The organism is Nocardioides astragali, from assembly GCF_024436375.1.
Lineage (GTDB): Bacteria > Actinomycetota > Actinomycetes > Propionibacteriales > Nocardioidaceae > Nocardioides > Nocardioides astragali.
The window spans coordinates 101,652-115,935 of sequence record NZ_JAFMZM010000003.1 but is presented as its reverse complement, the minus strand read 5'-3'; the positions used below and the strand labels follow the sequence as shown (position 1 = coordinate 115,935).

8 protein-coding genes are annotated in these 14,284 nt (G+C 69.3%); 1 reads left to right on the top strand and 7 read right to left on the bottom strand.

What is annotated here, in order from left to right; genetic code table 11:
• Position 1 precedes the first annotated feature (1 nt).
• The 5 genes from J3P44_RS09625 to J3P44_RS09605 form a co-directional block, all read right to left on the bottom strand.
• Positions 2-1,456 (bottom strand): glycoside hydrolase family 32 protein, encoded by a 1,455-nt coding sequence (locus tag J3P44_RS09625; protein WP_255890111.1) that lies wholly within the window; start codon positions 1,454-1,456, stop codon positions 2-4.
• A 56-nt stretch (positions 1,457-1,512) separates the two neighbouring features.
• Positions 1,513-2,406, bottom strand: a complete 894-nt coding sequence (locus J3P44_RS09620) for a carbohydrate ABC transporter permease (protein ID WP_255890110.1) — start codon at positions 2,404-2,406, stop codon at positions 1,513-1,515.
• Between the two features lie 3 nt (positions 2,407-2,409).
• The gene (locus J3P44_RS09615) at positions 2,410-3,414 is read right to left on the bottom strand and encodes a carbohydrate ABC transporter permease (RefSeq protein WP_255890109.1); all 1,005 of its coding nucleotides are present in this window, start codon (positions 3,412-3,414) and stop codon (positions 2,410-2,412) included.
• A gap of 53 nt (positions 3,415-3,467) precedes the next feature.
• Positions 3,468-4,778, bottom strand: coding sequence for an extracellular solute-binding protein (locus tag J3P44_RS09610; RefSeq protein WP_255890108.1), 1,311 nt, complete (start codon positions 4,776-4,778; stop codon positions 3,468-3,470).
• Between the two features lie 107 nt (positions 4,779-4,885).
• Complete coding sequence (locus J3P44_RS09605; RefSeq protein WP_255890107.1) at positions 4,886-5,920, bottom strand: LacI family DNA-binding transcriptional regulator; 1,035 nt, start codon at positions 5,918-5,920, stop codon at positions 4,886-4,888.
• A gap of 253 nt (positions 5,921-6,173) precedes the next feature.
• On the opposite strand from J3P44_RS09605, the gene J3P44_RS09600 reads away from it, so the two are divergent.
• Positions 6,174-8,759, top strand: a complete 2,586-nt coding sequence (locus J3P44_RS09600; protein WP_255890106.1) for a GH32 C-terminal domain-containing protein — start codon at positions 6,174-6,176, stop codon at positions 8,757-8,759.
• Positions 8,760-8,824: 65 nt separating this feature from the next.
• Here J3P44_RS09600 and J3P44_RS09595 read toward each other — a convergent pair whose 3' ends face one another.
• Together J3P44_RS09595 and J3P44_RS09590 are read right to left on the bottom strand one after the other, a co-directional pair.
• The gene (locus tag J3P44_RS09595) at positions 8,825-9,058 is read right to left on the bottom strand and encodes a hypothetical protein (protein WP_255890105.1); all 234 of its coding nucleotides are present in this window, start codon (positions 9,056-9,058) and stop codon (positions 8,825-8,827) included.
• 77 nt (positions 9,059-9,135) lie between these two features.
• A complete protein-coding gene (locus J3P44_RS09590) occupies positions 9,136-14,274 on the bottom strand; it encodes a family 43 glycosylhydrolase (RefSeq protein ID WP_255890104.1) in 5,139 nt (1,712 codons plus the stop codon).
• Positions 14,275-14,284: the final 10 nt, after the last annotated feature.

Sequence of the window (14,284 nt, the reverse complement as noted above, 5' to 3'; positions counted from 1 at the left end):
GTCACCCGCGGGTGACGGGAGTCCTGGTCAGGCTGTGCAGGTGGGCGGCGCCACCCTCGGCGAAGACAGCGATCCGGTCGCTGGTGGGGGAGGGGAACACCAGGTCGGTGATCACGACGCGCCCGCCGTCGGCGTAGACCTCGACCGAGGTCGTGTCGATGTGGATCTCCAGCGCCAGGCGGTCTCCCTCGTCGAGGTCGAGAGGAGCGCTGTGGACGGCGCGGAAGTCGGGGTGGAAGCCGGTGTCGCCGGAGAGGGTCCGATCGACGTACAGCGTGCGCTCGGCGGTGTCGTAGCCGACCACGGTGCGTTCGCCGTCGCCCACGCGCACGTGGAGCCCGCATCGCGAGGCCGTGCCGGGGTCCAGCTCGACCGTGAGCACGGCGCTGCTGCCGCGCCAGCTGTCCGGCAACGCATGCACTCCGTCGACCACTTCCGTCGACGTATTCCGCTGGGCCTGCGCCGCAAGGCCCTCGACCACCGGCGCCTGCGCCAGGACGAGCTGGTCGCGACGGGTGCGCAGCTCGTACGAGCGCGCCGCCGACATCGCGCCGCGGTAGGGGCGCGTGGGCACCTCCCGGCCGTAGTCCCAGTTGCTCATCCAGGCGAGCACGAGCCGCCGGCCGTGGGGCTCGTCGTTGAAGGAGACCGCCGCGTAGTAGTCGGCGCCGAAGTCGACCCACGACGCCCCGCCCGGATCGGCGCCGGGGACCGGATCGGCGGTGAAGGTGGTGCCGTCGAAGTCGCCGACGAAGTACTGCGTGCCCGATCCCCCGGCCGGCCCGCCGACCTGGACGCTCACGACCAGCATCCAGCGCGTGTGGGTGGGGTCGCCGTCGACCGCGAGCGGGAAGAGGTCCGGGCACTCCCAGATGCCCTCGACGGACCCGGCCGGCCCGAAGTCGCTCAGGTGCGTCCAGGCGACCAGGTCGTCGGAGCGGTAGAGGCGTACGACGCGCTCGGTCGAGAGCGCGACTGCCATCACCCAGTAGCCACCCTCGGCGTACCACGACACCTTCGGGTCCCTGAAGTCGGTGGAGCCGATCTCGAGCACCGGGTTCTTCGGGTGGCGGGTCCAGGTCCGGCCCTTGTCGGTGCTCCACGCGACCGACTGCCCCTGGTGTCCGGTGATCAGGTCGTGGCTGGTGTAGACGGCCACCATCGCCGGAGTGCCGTCGCTGCCGAGGCCGGACGTGTTGGCCCGGTCGACCACCACGCTGCCTGAGAAGACGGCCTCGGTGGGCGTGTGCTCGAGTGCGACCGGGAGCTCCTCCCACGTGGTGAGGTCGCGGCTGACGGCGTGCCCCCAGGACATGTTGCCCCAGGCGCTGCCCAGCGGGTTGTACTGGAAGAACAGGTGGTACTCGCCGTCGTACCAGACGAGCCCGTTGGGGTCGTTCATCCAGTTGCGGGCGGGCGTGAAGTGGAAGGTGGGCCGCATGGGCTCGCCGGACAAGAAGATCTCCTGGCGGGTCTGGTCGGGACGGGACGTGAAGGACGGTGGCGCGGGGTTCAGCCCTTGACCCCGGCAGACGCGATGCTGCCGATGAAGGCGCGCTGGAAGGCGAGGAACAGGGCGAGGACGGGGACCGTGATCATCGAGGCGTAGGCCATCACCTGGCCCCACGCCACGTTGAGCTGGAAGAAGTACTGGATGCCCACCATGACCGGCCGGTACTCCTCGCTCTGCACCACCATGAGGGGCCAGAGGTAGGAGTTCCACGCCGGCAGGAAAGTCAGGATCGCCACCGTGGCGACGGCCGGACCGGACAGCGGCATCACGATCCGCCGGTAGATCCCGAACCAGCTCGCGCCGTCGACACGGGCCGCCTCGTCGAGCTCCCTCGGGATGCTCGAGAAGTACTGGTAGAAGAGGAAGATCGAGAAGGCATTGGCGACGAAGGGCAGCACCTGCACCTGGTAGGTGTCGAGCCAGCCCTCGGTCAGCACCAGCCGGAACCCCTGCATCTCCAACCACGGCAGCTTGTTGATCCACCACACCAGCGGCAGCGCGAAGGTCTCGAACGGCACGATCAGGGTGGCGATGATGCCGGTCAGGATCACCCGTTGTCCGCGCCACCGCATCCGGGAGAGCGCGAAGGCCGCGAGGGAGTTCACGAAGATGCCGAGGACCACCGTGATCGTCGAGACGCCGATCGAGTTCATCAGCATCCGGCCGGCCGGGACCCGGTCGAAGACGCCACGGTAGTTGTCGAGGGAGATGTCGCCCACCGGAACGAAGGCGCGCCAGGAGGTGAGGTCGGCGAAGATCTGGGCGTCCGGCTTGAAGGACGACACGAACATGAACACGATCGGGAAGGCGAAGACCAGCAGCAGCAGGACGCGCACGGCCTGCAGGGACAGCGTCCGCCCGAGGGGCAGGGTGGTCGGGGTCATGACGGCCATGGGTCAGGCCCTCTCTCGGGTGAGGAAGCGCTGCACCAGGGAGATGGTCAGCACGATGACGAAGAAGACGAGCGAGACCGCTGCGGCATACCCGGTGGCGTGCTGCTCGTAGCCGGTGCGCACCGCCATGAAGACCACCGTGGTGGTGCTGTCGAGGGGTCCGCCCTGGGTCATCACGCTGATCTGCGTGAAGAGACTGAACGCCGCGATGGTGATGGTGATCAGGACGAAGGTCCGCGTCTGCAGGAGGCTCGGCCAGGTCACGTTGCGGAAGAGCCTCCAGCCCGAGGCGCCGTCCAGCGCGGCGGCCTCGTAGAGGTCGCCCGGGATGGTCTGGAGGCCGGCGAGCCAGATCACCATGTGGAAGCCGACCGCCTGCCAGATCGACATGATCATGATGGCCGGCATCGCGGTGCTGGGGTTGTTGAGCCAGTCGGTGCCTTCCCAGGCCCCGAAGGACACCGTGCTGATCAGCTGGTTGAGCAACCCGTCCGGCTCGTAGATGAAGCGCCAGAGCAGCGACACCACGACCATCGAGGTGACGACCGGGATGAAGTAGACCGTCCGGAAGAAGTTGCGGCCCCGGACCTTCGCGTTGACCAGCATGGCGAGCACCAGGGCCAGGCCCGCCTGGACCGGGACGACGACGACGGCGAAGTAGGCCGTGTTGCGCAACGAGGCCCAGAACAGCGAGTCGCCGAAGAGCATGGTGAAGTTCTCGGTGCCGGTGAACTCCGCCGGTCGCGGCGAGATCAGCCGCGCGTTGGTGAAGGCGAGGCCGAACATCAGCGCCACCGGGACGACGAAGAAGACGAGCAGGAGCACGACGGCAGGGGTGGTCATCGCCAGGGCCAGCAGGGCCTCGCCCGTGTGGCCACGATGACGCCGCTGACGTGGTGCTTTCGCGACGCCGGGGCGCGCGTTCGCGTGGTCGGCGCCTCGTGGTGCAGAGGTGACGCCCGGCGCTCGGCCGGTCTCGGTCATGGTGTCGGGCTTGATGTCAGGCATGGGTCGCTCCCTTGCCCGGGTGCCGGCCGAGGTGGCCGGCACACGGAAGGTGGTCAGAACTCGTAGTCGCCGTTCTGCTGGATGTTGGCGTCGATGTCGCTGACCGCCTTGTCAAGGACCTCCTGCGGGTCGCCGCCGGACAGGATGTCGGCGTAGGCTTTCTGGAAGGTCGAGGAGATGAACGGGTAGGCCGGCGTCACGGGTCGGAGGACGGCGTACTCGGTGGCGTAGTCGTAGAAGTCACGGAACGTGCCGCCGGGTGCGAAGTCGGGGACCTGCGCGGCGGCTTCCTCCGTGGCGGGGATGAGGCTGAGCTCCGTGGCGTAGTCGACGTAGTACTCCGTCTTGGCGGAGAACTCGAGGTACTCGCGCGCGGCCTCGACCGCCGGGCAGTCCGAGCTCAGGCCCCACTGCCACGACCCGCCGCCGATCTTCGGGCCGTTGCCGAAGTCCACCGGGGGGAGGAAGAGGGCGTCGTCGCCGTACTTCTCCTTGACGGGCACGGCGGCCCAGCTGCCCGACCACACGATCGCGGTCTTCCCGTTGACGAAGTCGAGCGTGGAGTCGGCGCCGGACTTCCTGGCGACGTACCCCTTCTCGACGAGGTCGGTGTTCCAGTTGGCCCACTCCAGGGCCTCCGGACCGTTGAGGACGCCCTCGGCCGTGGTGTAGGAGTCGCGGTCGATGAGGTCGCCGCCGAAGCTCTGCAGGATGGGGGAGTAGGCGTAGGGGATCCACTCGCCACCCCCGGCGGTGCCGAGGTCGAAGGGATAGGTGAACTCGCCGCCCGCCTTGATCTTGGCCAGCGCCTCGTCGAACTCCTGGGCCGTCCAGGGCTGGTCCATGTCGGGCACCCGGATGTCGTACTTCTCGAGGGTCGAGCGCCGGGTGACCAGGTTGAGGGCCACGTCGTAGTGGCCGAAGGAGTAGATCTCGTCGTCGACGACGCCGAGGGTGCTCTCCAGCTGACCGTCGAAGAGGTCGTCGGAGAGGCCGAGGGGCTCGAGGTAGCCCGCCCACGCCCAGTTGGGCACGTTGGGCGCGTCGATGTCGAGGACGCAGGGCAGCTTGTCGGCCGCGGCGGCCGCGGTGACGGCGTCGTTGTAGGCGTCCTGGGGGAACGACTCGATCTCGACCTTGATGTCGTCGTGGCTGGCGTTGAACTCCTCGACCACGCGCTCGTTGATGGCGAGCTCCGCCTCGTTGCCGCCGTTGTGGGTCCAGAGGCTGAGGGTCGTGACACCGTCCTTCGTGGTGGCGCCACTGCCGTCGCTCTCGGCGGAGCAGGCCGTGAGGGCGAGCCCGGCGGCCAGCGCCGTGGTCATGGCGACGCGGCGGGACCGGGACGTGGGTCGGTGGGACATGGGTGTTCCTCTCAGGATGATTCGGGCGGTTGCGGGCGCAACGGCCCGGCCCGGGGGCTACCGGGCTGGAAGTGCTGGCTGTGGAGCTGTCGAGCGGAGTACGCCGTTCAAGCGCCGGGGCTCGCTGCGGGCGGGCTGACCGAGCCCCGTTCGACGACGGGACATCGGAGCAGGACCTGCTCCGACGGGGTGTCGGGATCCTCGAGGCGGCGGATGAGGGTCTCCACCGCCCAAGCTCCCATCTCGTAGTGCGGCAGGGCCACGGTCGTGAGCCCTGGGCGCAGTCCGTCGGCGATCAGCTCCTGGTTGTCGAAGCCGACGACGGACAGGTCCTCCGGGATCCGGAGGCCACGCTCGGCGGCGGCCTGGTAGAGGCCCATCGCCATGCGGTCGTTGAAGCAGAAGATCGCCGTGGGGCGGGGATCGCGGTCGAGCAGGGCGAGTCCGGCGGCGTACCCGCCCGACGCCTCGCTGCGCCCGCGCTCGACGAGGTCGTCGTCGGGCTCGATGCCTGCCTCGCGGAGCGCACTGAGGTAGCCGGTGAGGCGGCCCTCGGTCGCCGGGATGTCGTCGGCGTTGTTGATCAGTCCGATGCGCCGGTGGCCCTGGTCGAGGAGCAGCTGGGTGGCGACCTGCCCACCCTGGACCTCGTCGGGTGCGACGGAGGGGATGCGGCGGTCGTCGCACCGGGCGTCGAGCAGCGTGACGGCGGAGTCGCCGAGCTCGGCCGGGACGTCGACGACCTGGTGGTACATCGTGGCGTAGAGGAACCCGTCGACCTGCCGCTGCTGGAGCGCCAGGATCTCCGCGCGCTCGGTCTCGCGGTCGCCCCCGCTGTTGACGAGCATCAGCAGCCAGCCGCGCTTGGACGCGGCCTCCTGCGCCCCGAGGATGATCTGTCCGGCGTGGGGAGTGGTGGCGATCTGGTCGCTGACCATCGCCAGGATGTGGGAGCGCTGGAGCCGCAGGCTGCGCGCCATGCTGTTGGGCCGATAGCTCAGCTCATCGGCGGCCTGGCGGACGCGGGACCGGGTGTCGTCGCTGATGCGCTTGCCCGGGACGTCGTTGAGGACGTGCGACACCGTGGTCACGGAGACGCCGGCGCGGGACGCCACGTCCTTGATCGAACTCCGCTTCGCCATTGTGTGCCCAATCGTTTTGGCAATCTAACGGGATCGAGTGTGTGTGACTGGGGTCACTTCTGTCAAGACATTCGCCCAATCGTTTTTTCATCGCCCCGTCCGGCCTCCAGCGCGCCGAACATTTTGGCAAGCGTTTGGCGGTTGACGCGTGACGTGCGTCACCTCTAGGAAGTGCTTGACAACGTTGTCGAGCCTCGCTGCGGCAGGTCGACTCCCACCCCCACCCCGGCGTCCCCCGCGCCCTGGAGGAATCATGAAACGTCATCTCCCCGTCACGCTGGCAGCCGGCGCGTTGGCAGCCGGCACCGCCCTGTCGGCGTACGCCATCCCGGCATCCGCCGGCTCCTCCGGCTCTCCTGGGTCCGCCTCGAGTGCCGGAGCGCCGACCTTCGCGGAGCCCTATCGCCCGCAGTTCCACTTCACCCCGGCCAGGCACTGGATGAACGACCCCAATGGTCTCGTCCACCACAAGGGCGAGTACCACCTCTTCTTCCAGCACAACCCCAACGGCAGCTCCTGGGGCGACATGTCCTGGGGGCACGCCGTGAGCACGGACCTGGTGCACTGGAACGAGCTGCCCCTGGCCATCTCCCACGACGACGACGAGATGATCTTCTCGGGCTCGGTGGTCGTGGACCACCAGAACACGACCGGGTTCGGCACCTTGGCCAACCCGCCGATGGTGGCGGTCTACACGAGCCACCCGAAGGCCGGGCCGGCAGACCAGAACCAGTCGCTGGCCTACAGCCTCGACCGCGGGCGGACCTGGACGAAGTACGACGGCAACCCGGTCCTCGACATCGACAACAGCGAGTTCCGTGACCCGAAGGTGCAGTGGCATGCGCCGACGCAGCGCTGGCTGATGACGGTCGTGAAGGCCACCGAGCGCAGGGTCGCGTTCTACTCCTCCCGGGACCTCAAGTCCTGGGAGCACCTGAGCGACTTCGGACCCCAGGGCGCCGTCGCGGGCGTGTGGGAGTGCCCCGACCTGTTTCAGCTGCCCGTCGACGGGAGCGGGAAGCGGAAGTGGGTGCTCCTCGTCAGCCTCAATCCCGGTCACCTCTACGGCGGCTCCGGCACGCAGTACTTCGTCGGGCAGTTCGACGGCACGACGTTCACGCCGGACGACGACGGCTCCTACGAGCCTCCTGCTGAGCTGTCGGTCCTCGAGGACTTCGAGAGCGAGTCCTTCGGCGACTGGACGGCGACGGGTACGGCCTTCGGGCCCGGGCCTGCCCCCGGCGCGGCCGTGGGCACCGACCAGGGCGGCGTGAGCAACTACCAGGGAGACCGGCTGGCCAACAGCTTCCACGGCTTCGACGGCAGCACCGGCACCCTGACCTCCCCGGAGTTCACCGTGCAGGCCGACTTCCTCAACTTCCTCGTCGGTGGAGGCAATCACTCGCGCAACCCGGGCGAGGTCCTCGACCCGCCGGCCCCGGTCGCAGCCACGATGCTCGCTGACTTCGAGGGCGGGAGCTACGGGGAGGGCTGGACGACCACGGGCGACGCCTTCGGCACGGCGCCCTCGACGGGCACCATCGGCGACCAGCAGCCGGTCACCGGGTTCGAGGGGAACGGGCTCGTCAACACCTTCCTCGACCACGACCGGTCGGTCGGCACCTTGACCTCACCCGAGTTCGAGATCACTGCCGACTACGTCAACTTCCTCATCGGCGGCGGTCGCCACCCCATGTCGGAGGCCGACCCCACCGCGGTGAACCTGCTCGTGGACGGAGAGGTGGTCCGCACCGCGACCGGCAAGGACGCGGAGCGGCTGACCTGGTCGGCCTGGGACGTCTCCGAGCTGCGCGGGCGCACCGCGCGGCTCGAGGTCGTCGACCAGAACACCGGCGGCTGGGGACACCTCAACCTCGACTCGGTCATGCTCTCGGACGCACCGGCGCAACCCGCGTCGGTCGAGACGACGGTGAACCTCGTGGTGGACGGCGAGATCGTGCAGAGCGAGACGGGTCCCGCCAGCGAGCGACTGGACTGGGCCTCCTTCGACCTCCGCCGCTACCAGGGCCAGCAGGCACAGGTGAGGCTCATCGACGCCAACAGCGGCGGCTGGGGGCATCTCCTGGCCGACCAGTTCAGCTTCTCCGACGAGCCGGCGCTGTCGGTGGCCGAGCGCGCCGACTGGGTCGACTTCGGCAAGGACAACTACGCCGGGATCACCTGGGACAACGTGCCCACGGGCGAGCGGTTCACCATCGGCTGGATGAACAACTGGCAGTACACCGGGAGCACGCCGACCTCCCCGTGGCGCGGAGCGATGACGGCCCCGCGCGAGCTGGCACTGAAGACCATCGACGGCGAGGTGCGGCTCACCCAGGAGCCGGTCACCTCGCTCCGGTCCCTCCGTCAGGGGGACGCCCTCACGGTCAACAAGCGCACGATCCCCGAGGGCTCCGCGGTGCTCGCCGGAGGGCGGGGCAACGGGAAGGCACTGGAGATCGATGCCACCTTCTCCATCGCTGCGGCGGAGCGGTTCGGCCTCAAGGTCGCCACCGGGCCCGGCCAGGAGACCGTGATCGGCTACGACGCCCTGACCGAGGAACTCTACGTCGATCGGACCCGGTCGGGAGTCGACGACTTCAGCGGCGGCTTCGCCGGAATCCACCGGGCGCCGCTGAAGGCTCGTGACGGGAAGGTCCGGATCAAGATCCTGCTCGACTGGTCCTCGGTCGAGGTGTTCGGAGGTGCCGGCGAGGCCGTCATCACGGACTTGATCTTCCCGGACCCGGACAGCGACGGAGTCGAGCTCTTCGCCGAGGGCGGCTCCGCCCGGCTCGACAAGCTGACGCTGCGGCACCTCGGGTCGTACCGCGACTGACATGCCGGCGCGCGAACGCCCCGGGCGGCCGAAGGATGGGGGCCGCCGCCCGGGGCGTTCGCAGCTCAGCGGCCGACAGCGGACTCCAGCAGAGATGCGCGCTCGGACGACGAACCGTTCCGCAGCTCTCGCACGCCTGCTTCGTCGGTGAACCAGTCGATCCCACGCGCCTCGCGGTAGACCGGAAGGCCGTGCACAGGGCAGACGCCGTGCGTGGAGCTGATCCCGATGTGGACACCGCATCGGTTGTGGATGTTGCCGCCCAGATCGTGGCGGATGTCAGTCACGTGGTGTGTCATGGGCAATCACTCTCTGGTCGACGCGTTCGCCCCGGGCGGCCGAAGGAGGGGGGCCGGCCGTCCGGGGCGTTCGCAGCTCAGCGGTGGGCGCGCACCTGACGCTCGGCGTCGGTCGCGGTGACCGTCGCCGAGCCGAGGTACAACGCCTTGACCTTGTGCGCGCCTCTCGCGAACGCCAGGGCCAGGGTGGCCTTGCCGTCGGTCAGCCTCAACCTGCGGACCACCTTGCCGTCCACCAGGACCTTGACCCGTCCGCCTACCTCGACGGTCGAGGGGGTGGCGCTCACGCGGATCGTGATGCGGGTCTTCGAGCCCGCCTCCGGGGTGCGGTCGGCGATCCCCAGACGGACACGTCCGGCCGCCTTGGCCACCGGGGAGGTGGCCGCGGACCGCGCCGTGCCCGGTGCCACGCCGGCCCGGCTCGCCGTGACCTGGACCGACATGCGGTGACCCGCGTCTGCCGCGCCCAGCAGGAGCTGTGCCTGCGTCGCGCCGGCGACGGGGACCCCGTCACGCAGCCACTGGTAGGTGAAGGTGAGCCCGGCCTGGTCCCAGCTGCCGGTGGTGGCGCTGAGGGTCCCGCCGACGACGGCCTTGCCGCTGACCTGCGGTGCGGCGGTGGCCACCGGCGACGGGCCCGGGGCGGCGGGAACTGCATCCACGTGCAGGGAGCCGGGGAGGGACTGGTTGCCTGCGACGTCGGTGGCCCGGAACGCGATGTCGTGCTGCGCGCCGTCGACCTGGAAGGGGGCGGTGTAGGCGAGCCAGCCGCCGCCGTCGATGCGGTACTCGAGCACGGCGACACCGGAGCCGGTGTCGCTCGCCGTCAGGGTCACCGTGCGCTGGGCCTCTGCGCCCGACACTGTCGGCACGGTGGTGTCCACCTTGACGGGGAGGACACGGTCCTCGCTCCACTGCAGGTTGGTGCCCCTGGCGCGGTAGGTGATGTCGTACGACCCGGCCGGCAGCGCGACCGGCGCGGTGTACGCCGTCCACTCCCCGGCCCCGAGCCGGTACTGCACGGTCTCTACCGTGTCGTCCGCGGTCAAGGTCAGGGTGGCGTCGGCGCCGTACCAGTCGGCGGATCCGGCGTCGGACACCGCGGCCGTCGGGACCGAGCCCTCGAAGCCGAGCGGCTCGATCGACTCCAGGGTCGGGACGACCTTCTGCATGAGGCCGTCGGCCCCGAAGGTCAACCGGTCGATGGTGGTCTCCCGGTGCGTCCCGTCACCACCGGGCATGCCGAAGCGGTGGTAGGCGATGTACCACTCGTCGGTTCCGGGGACCTGGATGATCGAGCTGTGCCCGGTGCCGAGGATCCCCTGTGAGGTGTCCTTCTCCAGGATGACGCCGCGGTAGGTCCACGGCCCGGTCGGGCTGGTGGAGGTGGCGTAGCCGACCCGGTAGTTGGGAGAACCGGTGTCGTCGATGGCGTACGTCAGGTGGTAGAGCCCGCTGCGGTAGTTGAGGAACGTGCCCTCGCGGAAGTCGGTCAGGCCGGTGATCGCCTTGATCGTGTCCGCCTTGATGGAGAGCATGTCGTTGCTCAGCTCGGCGTACAGCGGCTTGCCGTTGCCCCAGTAGAGGTAGTGCTTGCCGGTCTGCGGGTCCTTGAACGCCGCCGGGTCGATCGCCTGGCCCGAGGTCACGGTCTCGTTGTTGAGGATCATCGCCGCCGGCTGGGCCGTGAACGGCCCTTCGGGGCTGTCGGCCACGGCGACACCGATCGTCTTGCGGTTGAGCGCGGCGTTGTGACCGGAGAAGTAGAAGTAGTACTTCCCGTCCCGCTCGATGATCGTCGGCGCCCACGCGTTGCCCGTAGCCCACGGCACGTTGCCGTTCATCCCGTCGAGGGTCAGGAACGGCTCGGCCGAGCGCTCCCAGTCGACGAGGTCGGTGGACTTCCAGACGTAGAACTCCTTGCCGCCCCATCCGGGGAACCCGTCTGTCGTGGCGTAGATGTAGTAGGTGCCGTCGAACTCCGCGATGTTGGGGTCGGCGTAGAACCCGGGCAGGAGCGGCGACTTCATCTCGACCGCCCGCACCGTCCAGGCGCGGTCGGCGCCGGCTTCCGTGGTCACCGTCACTGTGCGCGGCGAGGTGTAGTCGGCGGGCCCGTCGGCGTCGACGCTGGAGCTCGACACCACGTCGTACGCCGGGTCGAGCGTCGTGAGGTCGGTGCCGGGCTCCACGGGGAGGGTGACCGTCGACGTGGCGGCGTCGATGATGGCCGGCACCTTCAGGCTGTCGAGCTCCACGCCGAGGACGGCGCTCGAGTCCGCACCCATCTCGCGGACCTCGGCGGCCGAGAGTGCCCGGTTGTAGATCCTGAAGTCGCGCACCTTGCCCTTGAGGTACTTGTCGCCCGTGTAGACCGAGCGGCCGATGTAGTTGGCCGTGGTGCGGCCGTCGCCGATGTCGCCGGGATCGATGGTCACGCCGGTCTTCTCGCCGACCTTCACGCCGTCGAGGTAGAGGGTGGCGACGTTGTCGGGCGACAGGGTGTAGGTCAGCGTCTTCCAGGCGTCGCGGGCCAGGTTGGCCCCTGAGGTGGCGGTCTGCTCCGTGGTCCAGTTGCCGGTGGCGATGGAGGACCGGTAGGCGTTGCCGGTGGTGAAGAGGTAGCCGTTGCCGGTGCCGCCGCCGTCGGTGTTGCCCATGCCCCAGATGAAGTACGGCGTCGGCTGGCTCGCGTCGACCCACACCTCGGTCGAGACGGTGATCGCCTCGAGGCCGGTCATCATGTTGTCGGGCAGCTTCACGTGGCCGTTGGTGCCGCCGAGCGTGAGCCCGCCGTCGGCCCAGGACGTGTCCCCGCTGACGGTCCCGTCATAGCCGTGGCCCGTGCTGTCGACGGCGGTGGTGCCGGACGTCGCGTCGAGCTCGTAGTGGGCGACCAGGCCGTTCTCGTCGGCCACGACCGGCGTGGGCGGCTCGGGGATGACGATCCCCTCGCGGAGCTCGTCGAGCTCTGCCTGGGTCACGGGGATGACCGTGCCGTGTCGCGGGCTGGCGGGCAGGTTGTAGGCCGCGGGCACCTGCCAGTTGGGGTTGTCGAGGTCGTTGGTCGTCAGCGGGATGTAGCCGCGCCCGCCGTACTCGTCGACGAAGAGGTAGTACTGGCCGCCCGAGGTGTCGCCCGGGTTGCGCTTGAAGACCGTCGGTCCCTCGACGGCGGACGTGCCGGCGTCACGGCCGATGCAGGCGTCCATGAAGGTCCAGGACGGGTTGCCCGGGAGGTCGACCGCGGTCAGCGAGGAGGACTTCTCCTGGATGATGTCGGAGCAGCCGGTGCCGCCGCCGCCCTCGTCCTTGGTGAAGCGGTAGTAGGTGCCGTTCTCCTTGATCACGGTGGAGTCGATGCGCGACTCGCCGCGGTCCTGCCAGATCTTCGCCTCGCTGAAGGTCACGAAGTCGCGGGTCGTGGCGTAGAGCATCCGGTTGTAGCTGTTGCCGATGTGGGTGGTGTCGTTCTCGGCGTACAGCTTGGAGGCCCAGAACACGACGTACTGCTGGAGCGACTCGTCCCAGTAGGCCTCCGGCGCCCACGTGTTGCCCGCGGTGTCGGGGGAGACCTTCACGTGCCGCTGCGCGGACCAGGTCTTCAGGTCGGTGGACTCCCAGACCTCGAGGTACTTGCTTCCGGTGCGCTGCGAGCGGTCCCAGTCGCCGTTGCGGCCGATGGAGAGGTCGGTGGCGATCAGGTAGAACCGATCACCCTCGGGGGAGCGGATGAGGAACGGGTCGCGCAGGCCCATCTCGCCCATCGTCGACTCGAGCAACGGCTTGCCGTCGTTGAGCTCGTCCCACTCCAGCGCGTTGTTGCCGCGGCTGGCGGCGAAGTAGATCTTCTCGCCGGCGATGGAGTTGCCGGTGAAGTAGCTGAAGGCGTAGCCCGTGTAGGGGGCCGCTTCCGGCAGCTCGCGGACGACGAGCTCGAAGTCGCGGGTGGCCGTCCCGGAGCCGACCTTCACGGTCGCCGTGAGCGTCACGATGGCGTCCCCGGTGCCGTGGGCCGGCCGGTTCACGATGCCGTCGTCGGCGACGATCCCGGAGGCGGAGGAGGCCCACGTGACCGTCGCGCCATGCCTGCCGGAGTCGGGCAGCGTCAGGTGCCCGCGTACGTCGTCGGGGTGGACCAGGGAGAGGGCAGCCGCAGCGTCGGCGGCCTTGGCCTGGTCGTCCTCCTCGGGCAGGACGGTGGCCTCGAAGGTCTTGGTCGCGGTGCCGGAGCCGCGCGTCAGAGTCGCGGTGAGAGTGACATTCGCGGGCTCCTCGAGGGCTCCCGGGCGGGTGACCACGCCGCTGGTGCTGATCACCGCGGAGTCGCTGGAGGCCCACGAGATGGTCGAGCCGAACGAGCCGGTGGTCGGCAGGGTGAGGTTGCTGGTGACGGCCGACAGGTCGCCGAGGCTGAGCGCGGCGGTGTCGGAGGAGAGCCGGTTCTCGTCGGTCAGCGAGATCGCGGAGACCTCGATGGGCGTCAGGGCCCGGTTGTAGATGCGGAAGTTCCTGACCTTGCCCTTGAGGGTGTTGTCGACGGCGTAGTTCGACTCGCCGAGAACGTTGTTGGTCGTGGTGCCGCCGCCGATCGCGTTGGGCAGCACGGTGACGGCGGTGTTCTGGCCGACCTGCACGCCGTCCTCGTACAGCGTGCCGGTGGTGCCGGTCTGCGTGTAGGTGACGGTCTTCCACACGCCGCGCGCCAGTGCGCGCCCCGGCGACGGCGCCGTGTTGCGTTCGTTGTTGTACCACTGGTTGGTGATACTCGCCCGGAAGGTGTTGCCCGTCGCCATGAGGTAGCCGGAGCCCGTCCCGGACGGCGTTGCCGGGTTGCCAAGGCCGAAGATGAAGTAGTTGCCGCTCTGGGAGGCGTCGATGTAGACGTCGACCGACACCGTGATCGACGACAACCCGGCCAGGATGTTGTTGGGCAGCTTCACGTGGTCGTCGACCCCGTCGAGAGCCAGCCCGGTGGCTCCCGTCCAGGTGCCGCCACCGGTCAGGGTGCCGTCCTTGCCGTTCCCGGACGTGTCCGTCACGACCGTTCCGGAGGCCTGGGTCAGGTCGTAGCGCAGGACCAGGCCGTCGGTGACGTCCTCGGCGGCCGCGGCCGCCTGGGGCAGTGCCAGCAGCAGTCCGGCGACGAGGGCGACGGTGGTGCTCCAGGCGGCGGCGCGCCGTCGCGGGAAGGGGAGGGAGAGGGGCAGACGCATCAGGGGGTCC